The sequence below is a fragment of the Microbulbifer aggregans genome (assembly GCF_020524005.1).
Taxonomy (GTDB): domain Bacteria; phylum Pseudomonadota; class Gammaproteobacteria; order Pseudomonadales; family Cellvibrionaceae; genus Microbulbifer; species Microbulbifer aggregans_A.
This window is the reverse complement of the sequence record NZ_JAIVKK010000011.1, coordinates 112,247-132,396: the sequence shown is the minus strand read 5'-3', so window position 1 is coordinate 132,396 and position 20,150 is coordinate 112,247. Positions and strand designations below refer to the sequence as shown.

The following is a 20,150-nucleotide window of genomic DNA, read 5'->3' as shown; positions in this document are numbered from 1 at the left end:
GAAAAACCGACTTTAACCTGGTAGAAACGTTAAAGCCGATAGCGGTTGAATGGTGGGTCGTGCTGGATTCGAACCAGCGACCAATTGGTTAAAAGCCAACTGCTCTACCAACTGAGCTAACGACCCTTGACCACCTCAACCGAGGAGCTGCGTATCTTACGGATCTAAATCGAAAACACAAGCCTTGATTACAAAAAAATTTCTAATAATTTGAAGGGCTTAGGATCCAACAAGAAATTTCACGCATACACCGTTGGGTCAGCCAGCCCAGCCTCGGCGAAGCCCGCTGCCCGCAAGCGGCAACTGTCACAACGGCCGCAGGCGGCGCCATTGGATAAAGCCTGGTAACAGCTCACGGTCAGGCTGTAATCCACGCCGAGTTCGGTGCCCCGCTTTACGATGTCCGCCTTGGTCATCTCCATAAGCGGCGCGCGGATATTGAGCTTGTTGCCCTCCACGCCCGCTTTGGTCGCGAGGTTTGCCATCTTCTCGAACGCCTCGATGTACTCCGGGCGACAATCCGGGTACCCAGAATAGTCAACGGCGTTAACACCTACAAAAATATCTTGTGCGCCCAGAACCTCCGCCCAACCCAGGGCGATGGACAGGAACACCGTGTTGCGCGCCGGCACGTAGGTTACCGGGATACCGGTGCTCTCTTCCTCCGGTACATCAATCGCATCATCCGTCAGCGCGGACCCACCGATGACCCGCAGGTCAAGCTTGACCACTTTGTGCTCTTTCGCATCCAGGTCGGCAGCAACACGCTGCGCCGCCAGTAGTTCGGCACTGTGACGCTGACCGTAGTCGAATCCCAGGGCGTAACACGTGTAGCCCTCAGCACGGGCCATGGCCAGCACGGTGGCGGAGTCCAGGCCACCGGATAACAAAACTACGGCTTTCTTTTCTGTCATGTTCGGTTCCATCGGTCGTATTCAGTACGTCAGACGCCGGGAATATCGCCCCACAGGAGCTTGTGCAACTGCAGCTGCATCCTTACCGGCAGACCATCTTCAATTATCCACTCAGCCAACTGTCGCGCCGGCAACTGCTCATAGCTTGGGGAGAACAGGACCTCCCCAACTTTCTCACTCAAGTGATACTGGTCCAGAGTAAACCGGGCCCACTCGTAGTCACCGCGATCGCAGATCACGAACTTGACCTGATCCTGCTGGTTGAGCAACGGGATATTCTCCATGCAGTTGCGGGACTGTTCGCCCGAGGCCGGCGTCTTCAGGTCCACCACCCGGGATACGCGGTTATCCACTTTACCCACGGGCATGGCGCCACTGGTTTCCAGCGAAACCTGATAGCCGGCATCACACAGTGCGGTCAACAACGGCAAGCAGTTGGGCTGCGCCAGTGGCTCGCCACCGGTCACACATACGTGGCGCGCCGGGTAGCTACTGACCTTCTGCAAGATTTCAGCCAGCGGCAGTCGCTCACCGCCATAAAATGCATACTCTGAGTCGCAGTAGGTACAGCGCAACGGGCAACCAGTCAGGCGCACGAAGACAGTCGGTCGCCCGGAATCCCGCGCTTCGCCCTGTAGAGAATAGAAAATTTCGCTAATGCGGAGAGACTCCGCGGTCAGATCGGTCATGATTCCACTGCCTGTGCCAGCCACTTGGCCGGCCGACACATATAAAAATGCCCGGGAGGCGGATGCCACCCGGGCGCGGGATCATAGAGTTTTTTTGATCACAAAACCAGCACCGACAGGCTCAGCTGCCACTACTGATTATTGAAAGTTCTCTTTCAGGTACTGCTTGGCAAGCCCTGAAGCGCGAGCGTCACTCTGGGCGACCTGCTCGAGTAACTCTTTCGCTTTGGTGTTATCACCCAGCTGGTGGTACACGGTACCCAGCTTGTAGCGACCATCCCAGACCTTGGAGGAATTGGGGTAGCCGTCGAGCAGCGCCACAAACCACTGACGTGCTTCTTCTACATTCCCCTGTACCAGTGCGATTTCTCCCAGCCAGTAATTGGCATTGGGGGCGTACTGGCCATTCGGGTAATCGTCCAGCAGGCTTTTGAAGGCCTTGCTGGCACCATCGTAATCCCCTTTCCGAGCGAGGCCGAAGCTGGACTGATAGCGCTCTTTCTCCTCCGCATTATCACCATTACCGTTACCACCATTGGTGGCTCCTGGCATGGTCGGAGAAGTAGCGTTATCCGCGGCAGCGTCACCCTCGGGTGCGCCACTGGCAGGAGTCTCGCCCGACAGACGGGCAATCCTGCGATCCAGATCCATGTAGTCTTCGGTGCGCTGCTGACGCAGACGCTTGACTTCATGTCTCAACTCTTCCACGGCACCACGAAGCTCCTGCACTTCCTGCTGAAGCACCTGCATCTGGTAGTACGCATCGGCCTGCGGGTTGGCTTGAGCCATTCCCCCAGAAGTGTCGGCGCGACTGGCCAGCTGTGGATAACTGGGCGGGGGCGGAGTTTGGGTACCCCGACTCGACTGACTGCCACTGGACAGGTCAACGATCGGAGCCTGTGAGAATGCGGACGAAGCCGCAGCCATAGTGGCTGCGGCTACCGCGATACTTCTAATCAGAAAAGTCAATTGCATGCTTTTAGATTAGTTGATCACCACGCGACGGTTCATAGCACGAGCGCTCTCGCTGGAACCTTCCTGCGCCGGACGCTCTTCACCGTAGCTGATTACTTCCAGGCTGGCAGCGTCTACGCCTTGCAGTACCAGGAAATCGCGAACGGCGTTGGCACGACGCTCACCCAGGGCCAGGTTGTACTCACGAGTACCCAGCTCATCAGCGTGGCCTTCCAGACGTACGGAACCGGTTACGCCACTGCGCATACGGTCAGCGTGCTTGATCAGCAGCTCACGAGTGGACGGCTTCAGCAGAGACTGGTCGAAGTCGAAGTAAACGACGTTGTCCAGCGGTACTACGGTTTCAGCCGGGGTAGTGTCTTCTACTACCGGAGGAGGGGTTTGCTCAACCATTTGGTTGGCGCTGTCATCGGTGTCGGTGCTGGAACAACCGGCCATTACTGCCAGTACGCAAGCCAGACCCAGACCAGTTTTTACTGATTTAAACATAAACAACTCCGCTTTAGTGTTATCGAAAAATCCTGTAAGACTTTCATCTCTTCTTATTTGTTTGATCTCACACCTGTTGCCGGCACATAAGGCTGACAACAGGTACTTCATCAATCAAAGTAAGGCGACCACGCCGGCTCGCGGACATTCCCCTGCTGAGAGGGCAGGTTATACTTGACCCCGGCATCCAGCGATACCGCAGCTAGAATACCCTTGCTCCCCCGCTTCGTGGCGTACATCAGCATCGCGCCATTGGGCGCAATGCTCGGGGATTCGTCCAAGCTCGTCTCCGTAAGGACTCGCATTCTGCCGGATACGATATCCATCGTAGCAATAGTGAAAACCCCCCTGCTACGGTGCACCATAACCAGCGTTTTGCCATCGGGAGAAACCCGCGGGCGCGCGTTGTAGTCGCCATCGAAGGTTAAGCGGTCGACTTGACCCGTGGCAAGAGTCAATTGATAAATTTGTGGCTTACCTCCCCTATCAGAGGTAAAAACCAGCGATTTTCCGTCCGGCATCCAGTTCGGTTCGGTATCAATTGAGAAGTGCCGTGTCATCCGGGTGAACCTGCCACTGTTCAGGTCGAGCACGTAGATCTCAGGATTGCCGTCCTTCGAGAGGACCATGGCTAATTTAGTTCCATCTGGCGACCAAGTCGGTGAACTGTTTAACCCTTTGAAGTTTGTAAGCTGCTGACGCGCACCGGTACGCAGGTTTTCGCGGAAAATCGCCGGGCGGCCGGTTTCAAAAGAAACGTAAGCCAGCTCTTGCCCATTCGGGGACCACATCGGGGACATCACAGGCTGACTAAAGCGACGAACCTGCCGGGCGCGTGCGCCATCAATGTCAGAGAGCATCAGTGCATAACTGGGTTTGCCGCCGCGCTGGGTTTCCTGCACATAGACCATCTGGGTACCGAAGGCACCGCGGATACCGGTAATCGCTTCGTAGATTTCGTCCGCCGCGCGGTGCGCGATATCCCGCAACTGCTGAGCACCGCCAGTAACCTGCTTGGTAAACATTTTGCTCTGCCCAAAAATGTTTACCAGGTCAAAGCTGAGGAGATAGCCCCCGGCCTGCGGCTGAATGCGCCCGGTAACCACATACTCGGTACCCAGAATCCGCCAGTCGCGAAAACTGACCTCTTCGGGCGTTTTCGGAAATGACAGCATGTCCGCCCGCGGTACCGGTGCAAACAGGCCGCTTCGGCGCAGGTCTGCGGAGACGATCTCGGCGACGTCTTCCGCCAGAACGCCGCTACCGGTCCAGTCAAAGGGCGATACCGCGATGGGGGTCGGATTGTCGTTACCCCGGGAAATTTCAACCACCAGCTGCGCCTGGGCCGACAGGGCCAATACGCAACTGATCAGGGTGGCAAAGAGTAAAGAAACAGATTTTTTCATCATTGGCGCAGGCCTTCGACTCGGAATATCAGTTTGGTGGTTCGTATCTGGCGCTCAAACAGCGACGGTTCCTCTCGGGCCACATCGGCCACTTCCGGAAATACTTCTACTTTCTTGATTGCAGTCAAAACGGATCTATCGACAGCTGCATTCCCACTCCCCTTGGTTATGGTTGAGGCAACAACCCGGCCGGTAGGCACAAAGTTGATCTGCACTTCCACGACCATGCCGTTTCGGGCACTGGGGGGGCGACTCCACACATCTTCGATGCGCTGCTGAATCGCCTGGGCGACGGACATGACGGCCTCTGAGTCGTCACTGGCCTCCCTCAGCTCATCTTCCTCTTCCAGGGCTTCCTCGAAGGCACTTTTACGCTCCTTCTCAATCTCCTCCTGGCGTTCCTTTTCTTTGCGTTCCTTTTCCTTGCGGGCTTTCTCTTCGGCTTCGCGCTTCTTGCGCGCCGCTTCCGCTTTCCGCTTTTTTTCCGCTTCCTGCTTTTTCTTGCGATCGGCAGCCGCCTTGCGTTTCTTTTCTTCCTCAGCCTTGCGCTGGCGCTCCTGCTGCAGCTGGCGCTGCTTGATCAGGTCGACTTTTGGCGGAGCTTTCTTCTTGTCCGCCTTCGACTCCATCGTAACCAGCTTTGCCTGCACGAATTTCGGCATCGGCTTGAGTTCACGCTTGTGTTCGGCCTCCCAGCCAAACGTAAGCACCGCAATCAGCAGCGCGTGCAGGGCAACACTAATAACAATAGCGGGGCCGTAAGAGCCGTTCATAACAGTCTCGCTATGCCATTCATTCTGACGGAGGCTCGGTAACGAGCCCCACACTGGGAGCACCGGCCTGCTGCAGGTGCGTCATGGCACTGACAATCAGGCCGTACTTGGCATCGGTATCACCCCATACCAGTACCGGTGTCTTGGGCTTCTGGCGCAGGACCTTCGCTACCGTTTCCTTAATTTCACTCAGTGGCTTCTCTACCTTTTCATCCTCGCCGAGGTTCAGGTAGTAAGTGCCGTCTGCGCGCACGGAAACGATAAGCGGCTCATCATCGGTATCGTCGATGGGAGCCGAAGGGGCATCCGGCAGATCAACCTTGACCCCCTGCATCAGCAGCGGCGCGGTCACCATAAAGACAATCAGCAGTACCAACATCACGTCGATGTAGGGCACTACGTTGATCTCGGAGACCAGCTTGCGCTTGGGGGATTTGCGAAAATTGCTCATGGCTTCGCTCTTTTGGGAACCCTTTAGCTGGCGTGCACTTTGCGGTGCAGGATGGAGGAGAACTCTTCAGCGAAGGTCTCGTAGCTGGACAGCAACCACTCCGCGCGCGCGGAGTAACGGTTGTACGCCATCACCGCCGGGATTGCGGCAAACAGGCCCATCGCGGTAGCTACCAGGGCCTCACTGATGCCCGGGGCCACCGTGGCAATCGTGGCCTGGTGCATGGTGGCCAGGCCACGGAACGAGTTCATGATTCCCCACACGGTACCAAACAGGCCAATGTATGGGCTTACAGAACCCACGGTTGCGAGGAACGGCAGGTTCATTTCGACCTTTTCCTGCTCCCGCGACATCGCCACGCGCATGGCACGCTCGGTGCCTTCCATAACGGCTTCAGGACTGCTCTTGCCCTGCTGGCGCAGGCGGCTGAATTCAGTGAACCCCGCGCGGAAGATCGACTCCACTCCATCCATCTTGCCTTTTTCCGCACGGGCATTGCCATCACGGAACAGCTGATTGAGGTCGGAACCGGACCAGAAGCGGCGCTCGAAGTTAACCAGCGATTTCCTGGCCTTGGACAGGTAACTGCCGCGCTGAATGATCATCACCCAGGAAATGACAGAGGCCAGCAGGAGCAGCAACATCACCAGCTGCACCAGCAGACTGGCGCTGGAAATCAGCCCCCACAGAGAAAGTTGTTCACCGGCATTCATGTTTTTGACTCGCTGCCTTCAATGCTTGATAAATAGATTCGGGGAGAGCGCAGGGTTTGCGGCTGGCGTCATCCACGCAGGCCACTTTGACAACACCTTCGCAAATAATTTCATTACCGCGCCAGATTTTCTGTTCAAAGGTGATCGCGGCACGCCCCAGTTTGCCAATCGCTGCGCTGGCCTGCAATGCGTCGTCGAGTATTGCAGAACGGCGATACTGAACCTCCGCTGAATGCACAACGAGCAATAGCCCCTGTTCGGGAATGGCCGGCTTATCATATCCGAGCGAGCGGACCAATTCTGTGCGCGCGCGCTCCATATACTTTAAATAATTGACGTAATAGACGATTCCGCCAGCGTCGGTATCTTCGATATAAACGCGAATGGGAATACTGAAGGGGTCTGACACGCACGATCCTTATTGTTATCGATCACAGCCTGTGGTGCTGGGCCTGCTGGCAGCCAACACCACAGAGATCTGTGATGCTACAGGATCGCGACGCCTTAGTCAGCGTTGATCAGGTGCGGTCGGGCTTGGGAATGCCGAAATGTTCGTAGGCGAGTGCGGTAACGACCCTGCCCCGCGGGGTGCGAGTCAGGTACCCCTGCTGGATCAGGTAGGGTTCGAGCACATCCTCGATGGTATCGCGCTCTTCGCTGACTGCAGCCGCGAGGCTGTCGACGCCCACTGGGCCACCGTCGAACTTTTCGATCATGGTCAGCAGCATACGTCGGTCCAGCTGATCGAAGCCCCGAACATCCACGTTCAGCATATTCAGCGCCCGGTCGGCAGTTTCCGCACAAGCCTTGCCATTGTTTTTCACGTCGGCAAAGTCCCGCACCCGGCGCAGCAGGCGGTTGGCGATACGCGGGGTACCCCGGGCACGACGCGCCACTTCCAGCGCACCGCCTTCATCCATATCGACGCCCATGAGACTCGCTGAGCGGGCCACGATGCTGGTCAGGTCCTCGACGTTGTAGAACTCGAGCCGCTGCACGATACCGAAACGATCCCGCAGCGGTGAGGTCAGCAGGCCGGCGCGCGTAGTCGCACCAACGAGGGTAAACGGCGGCAGGTCGAGTTTGATGGAGCGGGCAGCCGGTCCCTCACCAATCATGATGTCGAGCTGGTAGTCCTCCATGGCGGGATACAGCACTTCTTCCACGTGCGGGCTGAGGCGATGGATTTCGTCAATAAAGAGTACGTCGCCAGGCTCGAGGTTGGTCATGATCGCGGCCAGGTCACCGGCTTTTTCCAATACCGGGCCGGAAGTGGTCTTGATCGCTACGCCCATTTCGGCGGCGATGATATTGGCGAGGGTGGTCTTGCCCAGGCCGGGCGGGCCGAATACAAGGGTGTGATCCAGTGCTTCTCCGCGCAGTTTCGCGGCCTGGATGAAGATTTCCATCTGCTCGCGCACCACCGGCTGGCCGACGTAGTCGGCGAGGCTCTTGGGGCGTACGGCGCGGTCGTATTGTTCTTCCTGGCCGGAAGGGCCGATGGGTTCGGGGGCAATGAGACGGTCAGCTTCGATCACGGGTATTTCTCAGTCAGGTCAGGCTGGCGCCATGCTTTTTAAGGCAAGGCGGATCAGTGTGGCGCTGTCGGCGTCGGGCTGCTCTTTGCTGGCGCGGGCAACCATTTTGCTGGCATCGGTGGGTTTGTAGCCCAGTGCAGCGAGTGCACTCTCGGCTTCGCCGGCGTGATCCACTTTGGGCTCTGCGCTCGCGGCCATCAGGGGCAGGTCGCCGAGGTCACCTGTCTGTGGCGCGAGCTTGCCGCGCAGTTCGATGATCAGTCGCTCGGCGGTTTTCTTGCCGACACCGGGCACTTTGACCAGTGCGCCGACGTTGTCATCTGCAACACAGCGCGCCAGAGCGGCACCGTCGAGGCCGGACAGAATAGCGAGGGCCATCTTCGGGCCAACGCCGTTCACTTTGATCAGGGTACGGAACAGCTGGCGGTCGTTCTCGCGGATAAATCCGAACAGCTGCTGCGAGGTTTCCGATACCGCCAGGTGGGTATGCAATTGCACACTGCCACCGAGCTGCGGGAGCTCGAAAATTGTGGTCATGGGGGCCAGCACTTCATAGCCCACGCCCTGAACGTCTACCAATAGTTGTGGTGGCTGGATGGCAGCTAGGGTGCCGGTCAGTCTTCCGATCATTGTTATTCCAGTTTTTCCCGGCTTGGAGCCCGGTGGTACCTACTTACATGTTTTCGTGGCGGCGCTGCTGCCGGTAACGCTTTGCGAGACACGAGCTAGGCGCCCCCCCGATAACCCATCCCTGGGGGCTCTTCTAAAACATCCCTGTTTTAGAAGGTCTCGCAAAGCGTTACCGGCAGCAGCACCTTCGCATCTAACATTGCACAAATTTTGAGACCACTTGGAACACCCAGAGGCTTCGAAAAAGCAACACACTTGAAGCGAAGGATTTGATAGCGGGTACCCCTTTGCTGGACCGTATGCGGCCAGGACGGCCGCATCCGAGCCCCCATGGATGGGTTCACGGCGGGTCCAGCAAAGGGGTACCCGCTAGCAAAGCCGCCACCGAGCCAGGCCTACAGCGGACCACCCAAGTCCCCATAGGAAGGCGGTCAAGTAACGCTCAATCGCCCACGGCGGAAACGTGCCCGGGAACCCGCCGAAGACTGAATCAAAGTCTGCATGGTATGCATGTGACAAAGCGCCACAGCGAGTGCATCCGCGGCATCTTCCTGCGGTGATGCAGGCAGTTTCAGCAGGGTTTTGACCATATGCTGCACCTGCAGCTTGTCCGCCCCACCGTTGCCCACCACCGCCTGTTTGACCTTACGCGCCTCGTATTCGGCCACCGGCAGATCCGCATGGGTCGCGGCCACAATGGCTGCGCCCCGCGCCTGCCCCAGCTTCAGGGCAGATCCGGCGCTCTTCGACATAAATACGTTTTCGATCGCCATTTCCTGCGGCAGGTACTGCTGGGCAATCTGGCTGACCGCGTCAAAAATCAGCTTGAGGCGCTCGGGCAAAGGCCCGTCAGGGAGGCGGATAACGCCGCTGGCGACGTAGCGAGCATTGGATCGATCCACATCGATCAGGCCATAACCCGTTTTACGCGAGCCGGGATCGATGCCCAGAATTCGGGTCACGGCAGACAGTCCCCTGTACATTTATACAATTAATGTGGAAGTGTCCCAAGGCCACGCCCGAGCGTCAAGGAGGACCGTGGAGTTCTTTCCGGTAGAAACAAAAATGCCCCGGCAAGCGGGGCAATTTTTGAAGGTAACTGAAGCGGGGGATCAACCCAGCTCTGCCATCACCTCTTCCGGGATATCCGCGTTGGTGTATACGTTCTGGACATCGTCCAGGTCTTCCAGCATGTCCACCAGTGCCAACACCTTCTCTGCCCCGTCTTTATCCATCGGCACGGTCGTGGAAGGGATCATCGCAATCTCGGCATTGCTCGGGGCAAACCCGGCTTCAGTCAGTGCGTCTTTCACCGACATGTAATCGGTGAATTCCGTGGTCACCTCGACACTGCCGTCATCATTGCTTTCAATGTCTTCGGCACCGGCTTCCATCGCCGCTTCCATCAAGGCATCTTCGTCCGCACCCGGCTCGTAGTACATCTGACCTTTGCGGGAGAACAGGTAGGCAACGGAACCGTCGGTACCCAGATTACCACCGCGCTTGGTGAAGGCATGGCGCACATCCGCCACGGTGCGATTGCGGTTATCGGTCAGACACTCGACCAATACGGCTACGCCGCCGACACCGTAACCCTCATAGGTTACCGCCTCGTAGTTGTCACCATCCGCATTGCCGGCACCACGGGCAATCGCCTTGTCGATGGTGTCGCGCTTCATATTGGCGCCGAGGGCCTTGTCGATGGTGGTGCGCAAAGTGGGGTTGTCATCCGGATTGGCGCCACCTTTCGCGGCAACGGTCAGCTCGCGAATGATCTTGGTGAAAACCTTGCCCCGCTTGGCATCCTGGGCGGCTTTGCGGTGCTTGATGTTGGCCCATTTACTATGTCCCGCCATCAATATCTCCTCCGTCTACTCGCCGTAGGAGCCTGCTCGCAGGCGAACATTCTTCGCCCTGCGAGATTCGCCTGCAAGCAGGCTCCTACAGCAGCTTTTCCAACTTAACTGATCTGGTCTTCTTTGCTGCGCAGGCGAATGCTCAACTCGCGCAGCTGCTTGGTATCCACGGCACCAGGAGCATCGGTCATTACACACGCTGCGCTCTGGGTTTTCGGGAAGGCGATAACGTCGCGAATGGAATCGCTGTCAGTCATCAGCATCACCAGGCGGTCGAGACCGAATGCCAGGCCGCCGTGGGGCGGAGCACCGTACTTCAGCGCGTCGAGCAGGAAGCCGAACTTCTCGCGCTGCTCTTCTTCCTCAATGCCCAGCACACGGAATACCGTCTGCTGCATAGCCTGATTGTGAATACGAATGGAGCCGCCGCCCAGCTCGGTACCGTTCAGTACCATGTCGTAGGCACGTGACAGGGCTTCCAGCGGTGACTTTGCCAGTTCTTCCGGCGAACAGGATGGTGCGGTAAACGGGTGGTGCAGCGCAGTCAGGCTACCATCGTCGTTCTCTTCGAACATCGGGAAGTCCACCACCCACAGCGGTGCCCATTCGGCCACGTACAGGTCGAGATCTTCACCCAGCTTGCAACGCAGGGCACCGAGGGCTTCGGAAACGATCTTGCCCTTGTCAGCACCAAAGAAGATCAGGTCGCCGGTTTCCGCCTGCAGGCGATCCAGGATTGCACCACGCACTTCATTCGGCAGGAATTTGACGATCGGCGACTGCAGACCGTTTTCCAGGTCCGCGCGATCGTTGACCTTGATGTAAGCCAGGCCTTTCGCACCATAAATGCTGACGAACTTGGTGTAATCGTCGATCTGCTTGCGAGTGAGCTTGTCGTTGCCACCAGTCACTTTCAGCGCGGTAACACGTCCGTTTGGATCGTTGGCCGGACCGGAGAACACCTTGAAGTCTACTTCGGTCATCAGGTCCTTGATGTCCACCAGCTCCAGCGGGATACGCAGGTCCGGCTTGTCGGAACCGAATTTGGCCATCGCTTCGCTGTATGGCATGCGCGGGAACTCGCCCAGCTCCACGCCTTTCAGCTCTTTAAACATCTTGCGGATCATGCCCTCGGTAATGGACATGATGGCGTTTTCATCCAGAAACGCGGTCTCGATATCGATCTGGGTGAATTCCGGCTGGCGGTCTGCACGCAGGTCTTCATCCCGGAAGCACTTGGCAATCTGGTAGTAGCGGTCGAAACCGGACACCATCAGCAACTGTTTGAACAGCTGTGGTGACTGCGGCAAGGCAAAGAACTTGCCACCGTGGGTGCGGCTAGGCACCAGGTAATCGCGGGCACCTTCCGGGGTCGCGCGGGTCAGGATCGGGGTCTCGATATCCAGGAAACCCTCGCCATCCAGGTAGTTGCGGATGGCGTTGGTGATCTGGGAGCGGAATCGCAGGTTGCGCTGCATCTCGTTGCGACGCAGGTCCAGATAGCGGTATTTGAGACGAACATCTTCGCCTACCGCCGTGTGCTCATCCAGCTGGAAAGGAACCGTTTCAGCGGTGTTGAGGATTTCCAGCTGCAGACCATAGACCTCGATCTCACCGGTTACCATATTCGGATTTACCGCTTCAGGGGCGCGGGCGCGCACACGTCCGGTAACCTTCAGGACATATTCACTGCGCACCCGGTCGGCAAGCTCAAAGTGCTCTGCGGCATCCGGGTCAAACACGACCTGGGCTATGCCATCCCGGTCACGCAGGTCGATGAAGATCACTCCACCGTGGTCGCGGCGGCGGTCTACCCAGCCACACAGGGTTACTTCGCGGTCTATATCAGCGGATCGCAGGGCGCCACAGTAGTCGGTGCGCATGGAGTCTCATTCCCTTAGTCAGTAGTGTTGAATCAGCTTGCTTTGACAGTGCCGGCGGCTGCCGGTTTGTCCTTATTCGATTTGCCGGCGTCTCCGGCCAGGTTCTTCTTGCTGCCGGTTTTAAAGTCGGTCTCGTACCAACCGCCGCCCTTGAGGCGAAACCCGGCCGCAGAGATTTTCTTGCTCAGTTCAGCCTGCTCACAGGCGGGGCAGTCTGTCAGCGGAGCGTCGCTCATACGCTGCAGCGCTTCCATCTGGTGGCCACAGGCCTTGCACTGGTATTCGTAGATAGGCATTGCTGTTACCCGAAATCGCACGGAATCCAAAGGGGCGCAGATTATACATGAGCCCCGGGGAGGGAAGAAGTTACCGGTACGCAGAGGGTATCTTCGGCCCCCGGCGGGGGTATACAAGGCTAAAATCCAGCCAAACCCCTGTAAAAAAGCACTTTTTTTCCAATTTTTCCCCGTGCGCGCGGATAAAAACTGGATATACTCAGTCCAGTACTTGGGAACACCCTGTTGTACTGGGGATTTCGGGCGATCTCCGAACCTCCCGAACCACTCTCAATTGGAAAAACACTTATACAGAAGGAAGCTAACGATGGCCGCAAGCAAGAAAGCAGCAGCTAAGAAAGCCCCCGCCAAGAAGACTGCAGCCAAGAAGGCTCCAGCCAAGAAAGCAGCAGCCAAGAAAACAGCAGCCAAGGCCGCTCCGGCCAAGAAAGTGACTGCTGTCAAAGAGAAGTACACCAAGACCCAGATCCTGAACCAGATCGCCGAGAAAACCGAGCTGTCCCGCAAGCAGGTACAGGCTGTTCTGGACGAGCTGACCGATGTGATCGAAGGTCACGTGAAGAAACGCGCAGTGGGTGAATTCGCCCTGCCGGGTCTGCTGAAAATCACCACCGTGAAGAAGCCGGCCAAGAAAGCCCGCAAAGGTATCAACCCCTTCACCGGTGAAGAGACCGTATTCAAGGCCAAGCCGGCCAGCATCCAGGTGAAAATTCGCCCGCTGAAGAAGCTGAAAGAGATGGCCGAGTCCTGATACTCGCCGCTTTCCGCCGCGAAAACCCCGCTTTTGCGGGGTTTTCTGTTTTGGGCTTACTGTTTAAGCAGTGGGTGCCCGGTGCTCCGCCTTCGCGTCGGAGCAAATGCCTCGATCACCCAACCGCCCCTACCAAAACCCACCCCCGCCAGCGTAAAATGGCCGCCCTCTAATTTTCACTGATATATAAAGAAAGCAATATGCGCGCATCCCGCTATCTGATCGGCACCCAGAAAGAAACCCCCAATGACGCAGTGGTCATCAGCCACCAGCTGATGCTCCGCGCCGGCATGATCCGCCGCCTCGCATCCGGCTTGTATACCTGGATGCCAACCGGTCTGCGCGTACTGCGCAAGGTTGAAGCGATTGTGCGCGAAGAAATGAACAGTGCCGGCTCTCTGGAAGTGTTGATGCCGGTCGTGCAGCCTTCAGAACTGTGGGAAGAATCCGGCCGCTGGCAGCAATACGGCCCCGAGCTGCTGCGCATCGAGGATCGCCACAATAATTCTTTCTGCCTGGGCCCGACCCACGAGGAAGTGATCACAGATCTGATCCGCACCGAAGTAAACAGCTACAAGCAGCTGCCGGCCAATTTCTATCAGATCCAGACCAAGTTCCGCGACGAGATCCGTCCGCGCTTTGGAGTAATGCGCGCGCGGGAGTTCACCATGAAGGACGCCTACTCCTTCCACCTGAACGCGGATTCATTGCAGGAAACCTACGACATCATGCATGGCGCCTACTGCCGTATCTTTGATCGCATCGGTCTCGATTACCGTCCGGTTCTGGCAGACACCGGCTCCATCGGTGGCTCCAGCTCCCATGAGTTCCACGTTCTGGCCCAGAGCGGCGAAGACGATATCGCGTTCTCCACCGGCAGCCGCTACGCGGCCAACGTCGAGCTTGCAGAAGCGGTCGCACCGGCTGGCGAGCGCCCGGCTGCCAGCAAAGAAATGGCAGAGGTGCACACTCCGAACCAGAAAACCATTGCTGCCGTCAGTGAATTCCTGGCCACCGACCCGGCGCACTCCGTGAAGACCCTGATCGTTCTCGGCGAAACCGAAGAAGAAGGTGAAACCGCGCCGCTGGTAGCCCTGGTGCTGCGTGGTGATCACGACCTGAATGAACTGAAAGCCGAAAAACTGCCTGGCATTGCCAGCCCGCTGCAATTTGCCCCGGAAGCGCGCATTGCTGCGGAGCTGGGTTGTGGCATCGGCTCGCTGGGTCCTGTAGGCCTGGAAATCGAGGTGCTGGTGGACCGCGCTGCGGCACATCTGGCGGACTTCATCTGCGGCGCCAACAAAGATGACTATCACCTGACCGGGGTGAACTGGGAGCGTGACGTTGCGCTGAAACGCGTTGAAGATCTGCGCAATGTGGTACCGGGCGATGCCAGCCCCTGCGGCCAGGGCACCCTGGAAATCAAGCGCGGTATCGAGGTTGGCCACATTTTCCAGCTGGGCGACAAGTACAGCCGCGCAATGAATGCGACGGTGCTGGACGAGAACGGCAAGGAGCAGGTGATGACCATGGGTTGCTATGGCATCGGTGTTTCCCGTGTGGTGGCGGCGGCTATCGAGCAGAACCACGACGACGCCGGCATCATCTGGCCGGAAGCCATCGCGCCGTTCCAGCTGGCGATCGTGCCGATCAATATGCAGAAGAGCGAAGTGGTTCAGCAGAAGTGCGAGCATATCTACGAGACTCTCACTGCCAAGGGCATTGATGTCCTGTTGATGGATGAGCCCAAGGCGCGCCTGGGTGCAATGCTGGCGGACGTCGAGCTGATGGGTATCCCGCACCGCATCGTGATCGGCGACCGCGGTCTCGAAAAAGGCCACATCGAGTACAAGGGACGTCGCGACAGCGAGAACCAGGAGTTCTCTGCGGATCAGATCATCGACACCTTGCTAGAAATGATTCCACACTAAACCCCTTAATAGGACTTCGTAAGAAGCTCCGGTGGCGGTCAAGCACTGGGTGGAGGGTTTCAGGACCGCGGTGAATACATCCCTGTACGCTTCGTCGCAAACGTCCCTGTTTGCGACGATCCTGAAACCCTCCACCCAGCACTAGACCTTCGCCCTTTGCTCTTGAGCTCTACTCATTGCAAACGAACTCCGAGACTTAAACGCGAAGGCCCTGATACCGGGTATCCCCTTGCGAGACCTTCTGCGAGAGGGACCTCGCAGAAGAGCCCCCATGGATGGGTTCACGGCGTGTCTCGCAAGGGGATACCCGGAAGCTGGGCCGCCACCACAGCTAATTCAGGGCTTTCATCCCACCGCGCCTCACTCGCAGTACCGCAACCCAATAGCTTCCCGTAAAATCCCCCTCATGATAAGAACAGTCTTTACCTCACTACTGCTATGCCTGATCAGCACCACCGTATCCGCCCAGGTAAAAAAGGTGGACCCGGAGCTGCTGCTCGCATTGAAAGGTGCAGTGACTGAAGCGGACTCGTTTGCGGACCGCTTTGATGCCGAGGTTTGGCTGATGTCAAAATCCCAGCCCCTGGCCCGCTATATCAAGGCGCCAGAGGAGCGCATGCGGGTGCTGAAGGCCATCCACAGGGAAGCAACTCGAGCGGGTCTGCAGCCTGAAATTGTCCTCGCCGTGATCCAGATCGAAAGCGCCTTCAATCCCTATGCGATTTCCCGGGTGGGCGCCCAGGGTATGATGCAGGTGATGCCGTTCTGGAAGAACGAAATCGGCCGCCCCGAAGACAACCTCATCGATATGGACACCAACCTCCGTTACGGCTGTACCATCCTCAAACACTATATCGGCAAGGCCAAAGGTAATATGGCCAACGCGCTGGCCTACTACAACGGCAGCTACGGCCGCCATACGTACAGCAGTAAAGTACTGGACGCCTGGGCCGATCGCTGGCGCTAAACAGGCAAATGAACAAGCGCGTAAAAGAAATAAAATAAGAGGCACGCCGTGAATTACGATTTTTTTACCGGGGCATCCTGCAGCCTGCTACTGCTGGCCGCGGCTAGGATCGGCATAAGTCGCTACCGGCACAGCGGCAGTACCTGGCTTCTAGTTGTAATCTGCGGTGCCCTGTTTTACCTGCTGCGGCCGTTATTTGGCAGCTCTCATCCCCTGCTCGACCTGCTACTCGCGCTGCCCGTAATCGTGGTGCCGGCCGCGTTCTGGCTGTTCGCCCACGCGCTGTGTAGCGATAGTCAGGACTTTCCCCGTTGGGGCTGGTGGCTCATCGCCACAGACTTTGCCATTGATCTCGCCAGCCACCTGAACCTGCATCCCGCATTTTATGTGATCGCCCAGCCCTTCAAACTGGCCCTGATTGGCGCCGGACTCAACACCCTCCTGCAACAGCTGCACTCTGACCTGGTGGCGGAGCGGCGCCAGCTAAGGGTTGCCCTGCTGATTGCCATTGGCGGCTATATGCTCATCGTGGTTTTCGCAGAGTTCGCATTCAGCTACCACCAGGTGCCCCGCGGTGTGCCGACCCTGCACGTTGTGCTGGTATCGATCCTCACGTTTGCCTCCAGCCTGTGGCTGCTCGCACTGTCTCCGCGGGCTCTGGAGGAATCGCTCCCTCCGGCGATCGAACCCGTAGCCGAATCACTGGCTACGCAGGCAGAACCTGCAACACTCGATCAACCCCAGCGCCAACTACTGGAAAAGTTGCAGACACATATGAGCAGTGGCGGTTACCGCCATACCGGATTGACCATTCGCTCGCTGGCCGAACAACTGGATGCCCGCGAACATGTGCTGCGGGTGCTGATCAACCGTCATCTCGGTTATCGCAACTTCAATGAATACCTGAACCAGTTCCGTATCGACGAGGCCAGCCGCCGCCTCGCAGATCCAGATGAGGCGCACCTGCCGGTGCTGACAATTGCACTGGATATTGGCTATCGCTCACTGAGCCCCTTCAATGCCGCCTTCAAGCGCCGCCATGAGTGCACTCCCACGGAGTACCGGCGGGAAAAACTGCCCGCCTGATGGCAACCAACACCACCAAATCCTGTCACTAGTTACCGGGGTTTTGCGTAAATATCCACATTCGGGGCTGGCCCTGTGGATGTTTTGCAGTGCCGGAATGGCCTGCAGGCCCGAGCCGCTAAAAATCCGTCACCGTTTTTTCATTATCAGCAAGCCAAACCGACCGGACTGGGCCAGACTATTTAAGCAGGGCTGTTCTGTGGGCACTTAGCCCAGTCACCAACCCGCCCTCAGGGCAGTTCCTGCAAATCCAGAATTCCACAGTGACCGGCCCCTCCGGCCACTTTTTATCCAATAAAAAAGGCGCCTATAGTGAGGCGCCTTTTTCACATTCCAACGTATGTTCCGGTTCGCTTACTCAGATAGATCGACGGCGATACTTCCGGTACGCGGGGTACCAGGAGTGGCGCTCTATCGACGCTTCCAGCCGCTCCTCGGTTACCTTCGGTGCCACACCGTCTTCCTGAGCCTGAATACCCACTGCGCGGGCAATGTAGAGCGTGATATCGCGAATTTCCGCCAGCGGCGGTAACAGTGCCCCCTCTGTACTCTTCACGACAGGCGCATGTTCTGCCAGCGCGTTGGATGCCGCCATCAGCATGTTGTCGGTAACCCGGCGTGCACCAGCGGCGATGACACCCAGCCCGACACCGGGGAAGATGTACACATTGTTGCACTGGGCAATGGTGTGGCTTACACCGTCAATCTCTACCGGATCAAACGGACTGCCGGTTGCCACCATCGCCTCACCCTGGGTCCAGGTCAGGATTTCCTGCGGCGTGGCTTCAGCGCGGGAAGTGGGGTTGGACAGAGGCATGATCAGTGGACGCGGGCAGCCTTTGTGCATGGCCTCGACGACCGGCTGGGTAAACAGGCCACCCTGCCCGGAAACGCCGATCATGATGGTGGGGCGCACCTGCTCGATCAGCTGCTGCAAATCCCACTCGCTGGCGTCCGGGAACTCGTCTGAGGATCGCGCCAGTCGCGCCTGGAAGTCGTGCAGGTTTTTCATGTCACTGGTGACCAACCCATAGCGATCAAACATGAACAGCTGCTTGCGAGCGGCCTCTTCCTCCATGCCCTCTTCCATCATCGCCTTCACGATCTGCTCGGCGATGCCACAGCCGGCGGAGCCGGCGCCGACCACCAGAACCCGCTGTGCACTGAGTTTTTCCTGCTTGGCCTTGCTCGCCGCCAGCACAGTGCCCAGGCACACCGATGCGGTGCCCTGGATATCGTCGTTGAAGCAGCAGATTTCGTCGCGGTAGCGCTCCAGCAACGGCATCGCATTGGTCTGGGCAAAGTCTTCAAACTGCACCAGTACTTTCGGCCAGCGGCGCTTTACCGCGGCCATAAAGTCGGCGATGAATTCGTCATACTCTTCCTGGGAGATTCGCTCGTGGCGCCACCCCATATACATGGGATCGTTCAGCAGTGTGCGGTTGTTGGTACCCACATCCAGCATCACCGGCAGGGTATTCGCCGGGCTGATACGACCACAGGCGGTATACAGGGACAGCTTGCCAATGGGGATCCCCATGCCGCCGATACCCTGGTCTCCAAGACCGAGGATACGTTCGCCATCGGTGACCACGATAACCTTGACGTTATCCTTGGTGGCGCTGCGCAGAATATCGTCCATGTACTCCCGATCTGCGTAGGAAACAAACAGCCCACGGTGGTTGCGGTAAATACTGGAAAACTCTTCACACGCCTGCCCGACGGTCGGCGTGTAGATGATCGGCAGCATCTCCTCGATGTGCTCAACAATCAGGCGGAAGAACAGGGTTTCGTTGTCGTCCTGAATGGCGCGCAGGAAGATATGCCGGTCCAGGTCACTCTTGCACTGCTCGTACTGGTGGTAGGCCCGACGCACCTGCTCATCGATGCTCTCGACATTATTCGGCAGCAGGCCGATCAGATTGAACTCGATCCGCTCTTTAAGGGAAAACGCACTGCCCTTGTTCAGCAGTGGCAATTCCAGCAGTGAAGGACCCGCGTGGGGGATATAAAGGGGGCGTTTATCTTCGTTGGTCATTACAGCGTCGTCGGGGTATCGCGGCACCGGCAATAGCGCCGGCACGCACATTCAAAGGGATTCAACCGGATACGCTTTTCACTAAGAACAATATGCGATTCTCAGTCACACATCTTGTTCAATAACGGCGAAATCCGATGAATTTGGAATGCGCGCGAGCCTAACGCCGACGACAGGAAATAACAACCGTGTAGGCCGGCGCGAATACTGCTATTGCTTGGGCGATGACATAAACTTGATCAGCGCTTTGTAATCCTCATCGGAACAATCCGAGCACATGCCACCTGGGGGCATCGCATTGAGGCCGTTTTTGACTGAAGCGAGCAATGCGTCCATTCCCTTATCGAGCCGCGGCTTCCACGCCTCAACATCATGCACCTTGGGCGCGTTGGCTACGCCAGTGGCATGGCAGACATGGCAGGCTTTCTGGTATTTGTCTTCCGCCGAATCGGCTTGCGCCACGCCGGCAGTACACAGTGCCATTCCCAGGATCACGATCATTTGTTTCATTTGCTTCTGCCTCGCTTGCTTTGCAGTTGCCATCACTTGAGGTGACCGCGCGTTCTGCCCTGCGAATATGTCGCTTGTTACATCACGAACAGCAGTGTAGTCCGGTCCACGCATATACCGAAACTCAATCTAACTCTCCTATCTAACTCTCCTATCTAACTCTCCCATCTACTGCTCGCCATCGCCGATATCCGACGTCGCAGACTCGTTCGCCACCCACGTCCACCAATCATTCATCTATGAACTATCTTCAA

Annotated in this window: 21 protein-coding genes and 1 tRNA gene; 4 read left to right on the top strand and 18 right to left on the bottom strand. The window is 57.6% G+C overall.

Annotated elements, in window-relative coordinates:
• Positions 1–50: 50 nt before the first annotated feature.
• From LC093_RS17730 to LC093_RS17655, 16 genes are all read right to left on the bottom strand, one after another.
• Positions 51–126: transfer RNA gene (locus LC093_RS17730), tRNA-Lys, on the bottom strand.
• 113 nt (positions 127–239) lie between these two features.
• Entirely contained in the window at positions 240–914 is a 675-nt protein-coding gene (gene queC, locus LC093_RS17725) for a 7-cyano-7-deazaguanine synthase QueC (protein ID WP_226667987.1), read from the bottom strand.
• Positions 915–943: 29 nt separating this feature from the next.
• Positions 944–1,603, bottom strand: coding sequence for a 7-carboxy-7-deazaguanine synthase QueE (gene queE / locus LC093_RS17720; protein WP_226667984.1), 660 nt, complete (start codon positions 1,601–1,603; stop codon positions 944–946).
• Positions 1,604–1,741: 138 nt separating this feature from the next.
• Positions 1,742–2,572: a tol-pal system protein YbgF gene (ybgF, locus tag LC093_RS17715; protein WP_226667982.1), complete on the bottom strand. Its 831-nt coding sequence runs from the start codon at positions 2,570–2,572 to the stop codon at positions 1,742–1,744.
• A 15-nt stretch (positions 2,573–2,587) separates the two neighbouring features.
• A complete protein-coding gene (locus LC093_RS17710) occupies positions 2,588–3,067 on the bottom strand; it encodes an OmpA family protein (protein ID WP_226667980.1) in 480 nt (159 codons plus the stop codon).
• Positions 3,068–3,177: 110 nt separating this feature from the next.
• The gene (gene tolB / locus LC093_RS17705) at positions 3,178–4,473 is read right to left on the bottom strand and encodes a Tol-Pal system beta propeller repeat protein TolB (RefSeq protein ID WP_413231515.1); all 1,296 of its coding nucleotides are present in this window, start codon (positions 4,471–4,473) and stop codon (positions 3,178–3,180) included.
• A complete protein-coding gene (gene tolA / locus LC093_RS17700) occupies positions 4,473–5,246 on the bottom strand; it encodes a cell envelope integrity protein TolA (protein WP_226667976.1) in 774 nt (257 codons plus the stop codon). The genes tolB and tolA overlap by 1 nt, the downstream gene beginning before the upstream one ends.
• A gap of 19 nt (positions 5,247–5,265) precedes the next feature.
• Positions 5,266–5,697 (bottom strand): protein TolR, encoded by a 432-nt coding sequence (gene tolR / locus LC093_RS17695; RefSeq protein ID WP_226667974.1) that lies wholly within the window; start codon positions 5,695–5,697, stop codon positions 5,266–5,268.
• A 23-nt stretch (positions 5,698–5,720) separates the two neighbouring features.
• A complete protein-coding gene (gene tolQ, locus LC093_RS17690; RefSeq protein WP_226667971.1) occupies positions 5,721–6,410 on the bottom strand; it encodes a protein TolQ in 690 nt (229 codons plus the stop codon).
• Entirely contained in the window at positions 6,397–6,819 is a 423-nt protein-coding gene (ybgC, locus tag LC093_RS17685) for a tol-pal system-associated acyl-CoA thioesterase (RefSeq protein ID WP_226667969.1), read from the bottom strand. Before ybgC ends, tolQ begins: the two co-directional genes overlap by 14 nt.
• A gap of 109 nt (positions 6,820–6,928) precedes the next feature.
• The gene (gene ruvB, locus LC093_RS17680) at positions 6,929–7,948 is read right to left on the bottom strand and encodes a Holliday junction branch migration DNA helicase RuvB (RefSeq protein WP_226667967.1); all 1,020 of its coding nucleotides are present in this window, start codon (positions 7,946–7,948) and stop codon (positions 6,929–6,931) included.
• Between the two features lie 18 nt (positions 7,949–7,966).
• Positions 7,967–8,578: a Holliday junction branch migration protein RuvA gene (ruvA, locus tag LC093_RS17675; protein WP_226667965.1), complete on the bottom strand. Its 612-nt coding sequence runs from the start codon at positions 8,576–8,578 to the stop codon at positions 7,967–7,969.
• 431 nt (positions 8,579–9,009) lie between these two features.
• On the bottom strand, positions 9,010–9,540 hold the full coding sequence (gene ruvC, locus LC093_RS17670) for a crossover junction endodeoxyribonuclease RuvC (protein ID WP_226667963.1): 531 nt from the start codon (positions 9,538–9,540) through the stop codon (positions 9,010–9,012).
• Positions 9,541–9,690: 150 nt separating this feature from the next.
• Positions 9,691–10,434: a YebC/PmpR family DNA-binding transcriptional regulator gene (locus LC093_RS17665; protein ID WP_226667961.1), complete on the bottom strand. Its 744-nt coding sequence runs from the start codon at positions 10,432–10,434 to the stop codon at positions 9,691–9,693.
• Positions 10,435–10,538: 104 nt separating this feature from the next.
• On the bottom strand, positions 10,539–12,317 hold the full coding sequence (aspS, locus tag LC093_RS17660) for an aspartate--tRNA ligase (RefSeq protein WP_226667958.1): 1,779 nt from the start codon (positions 12,315–12,317) through the stop codon (positions 10,539–10,541).
• 32 nt (positions 12,318–12,349) lie between these two features.
• A complete protein-coding gene (locus LC093_RS17655; RefSeq protein ID WP_226667956.1) occupies positions 12,350–12,613 on the bottom strand; it encodes an FmdB family zinc ribbon protein in 264 nt (87 codons plus the stop codon).
• A 307-nt stretch (positions 12,614–12,920) separates the two neighbouring features.
• Between LC093_RS17655 and LC093_RS17650 the strand changes: the two genes are divergently transcribed.
• The 4 genes from LC093_RS17650 (at position 12,921) to LC093_RS17635 (ending at position 17,348) form a co-directional block, all read left to right on the top strand.
• Positions 12,921–13,364: an HU family DNA-binding protein gene (locus LC093_RS17650; protein WP_226667954.1), complete on the top strand. Its 444-nt coding sequence runs from the start codon at positions 12,921–12,923 to the stop codon at positions 13,362–13,364.
• A gap of 200 nt (positions 13,365–13,564) precedes the next feature.
• The gene (locus LC093_RS17645; protein ID WP_226667952.1) at positions 13,565–15,295 is read left to right on the top strand and encodes a proline--tRNA ligase; all 1,731 of its coding nucleotides are present in this window, start codon (positions 13,565–13,567) and stop codon (positions 15,293–15,295) included.
• A gap of 406 nt (positions 15,296–15,701) precedes the next feature.
• A complete protein-coding gene (locus LC093_RS17640; protein WP_226667950.1) occupies positions 15,702–16,262 on the top strand; it encodes a lytic transglycosylase domain-containing protein in 561 nt (186 codons plus the stop codon).
• A 48-nt stretch (positions 16,263–16,310) separates the two neighbouring features.
• Positions 16,311–17,348, top strand: a complete 1,038-nt coding sequence (locus tag LC093_RS17635) for a helix-turn-helix transcriptional regulator (RefSeq protein ID WP_226667946.1) — start codon at positions 16,311–16,313, stop codon at positions 17,346–17,348.
• Positions 17,349–17,706: 358 nt separating this feature from the next.
• Here the strand turns inward: LC093_RS17635 and LC093_RS17630 are convergent, their stop codons facing one another.
• Both LC093_RS17630 and LC093_RS17625 read right to left on the bottom strand, forming a co-directional pair.
• On the bottom strand, positions 17,707–19,386 hold the full coding sequence (locus tag LC093_RS17630) for an NAD-dependent malic enzyme (protein WP_226667943.1): 1,680 nt from the start codon (positions 19,384–19,386) through the stop codon (positions 17,707–17,709).
• Positions 19,387–19,596: 210 nt separating this feature from the next.
• Positions 19,597–19,896, bottom strand: a complete 300-nt coding sequence (locus tag LC093_RS17625; protein ID WP_226667941.1) for a c-type cytochrome — start codon at positions 19,894–19,896, stop codon at positions 19,597–19,599.
• Positions 19,897–20,150 lie beyond the last annotated feature (254 nt).

Excerpts from the sequence above, each read along its gene's own strand:
- queC (WP_226667987.1), bottom strand. The coding sequence starts at position 914 with ATGACAGAAAAGAAAGCCGTAGTTTTGTTATCCGGTGGCCTGGACTCC.
- queE (WP_226667984.1), bottom strand. The coding sequence starts at position 1,603 with ATGACCGATCTGACCGCGGAGTCTCTCCGCATTAGCGAAATTTTCTAT.
- LC093_RS17710 (WP_226667980.1), bottom strand. The coding sequence starts at position 3,067 with ATGTTTAAATCAGTAAAAACTGGTCTGGGTCTGGCTTGCGTACTGGCA.
- tolB (WP_413231515.1), bottom strand. The coding sequence starts at position 4,473 with ATGAAAAAATCTGTTTCTTTACTCTTTGCCACCCTGATCAGTTGCGTA.
- tolA (WP_226667976.1), bottom strand. The coding sequence starts at position 5,246 with ATGAACGGCTCTTACGGCCCCGCTATTGTTATTAGTGTTGCCCTGCAC.
- tolR (WP_226667974.1), bottom strand. The coding sequence starts at position 5,697 with ATGAGCAATTTTCGCAAATCCCCCAAGCGCAAGCTGGTCTCCGAGATC.
- tolQ (WP_226667971.1), bottom strand. The coding sequence starts at position 6,410 with ATGAATGCCGGTGAACAACTTTCTCTGTGGGGGCTGATTTCCAGCGCC.
- ruvA (WP_226667965.1), bottom strand. The coding sequence starts at position 8,578 with ATGATCGGAAGACTGACCGGCACCCTAGCTGCCATCCAGCCACCACAA.
- LC093_RS17665 (WP_226667961.1), bottom strand. The coding sequence starts at position 10,434 with ATGGCGGGACATAGTAAATGGGCCAACATCAAGCACCGCAAAGCCGCC.
- aspS (WP_226667958.1), bottom strand. The coding sequence starts at position 12,317 with ATGCGCACCGACTACTGTGGCGCCCTGCGATCCGCTGATATAGACCGC.
- LC093_RS17655 (WP_226667956.1), bottom strand. The coding sequence starts at position 12,613 with ATGCCTATCTACGAATACCAGTGCAAGGCCTGTGGCCACCAGATGGAA.
- LC093_RS17650 (WP_226667954.1), top strand. The coding sequence starts at position 12,921 with ATGGCCGCAAGCAAGAAAGCAGCAGCTAAGAAAGCCCCCGCCAAGAAG.
- LC093_RS17645 (WP_226667952.1), top strand. The coding sequence starts at position 13,565 with ATGCGCGCATCCCGCTATCTGATCGGCACCCAGAAAGAAACCCCCAAT.
- LC093_RS17640 (WP_226667950.1), top strand. The coding sequence starts at position 15,702 with ATGATAAGAACAGTCTTTACCTCACTACTGCTATGCCTGATCAGCACC.
- LC093_RS17630 (WP_226667943.1), bottom strand. The coding sequence starts at position 19,386 with ATGACCAACGAAGATAAACGCCCCCTTTATATCCCCCACGCGGGTCCT.
- LC093_RS17625 (WP_226667941.1), bottom strand. The coding sequence starts at position 19,896 with ATGAAACAAATGATCGTGATCCTGGGAATGGCACTGTGTACTGCCGGC.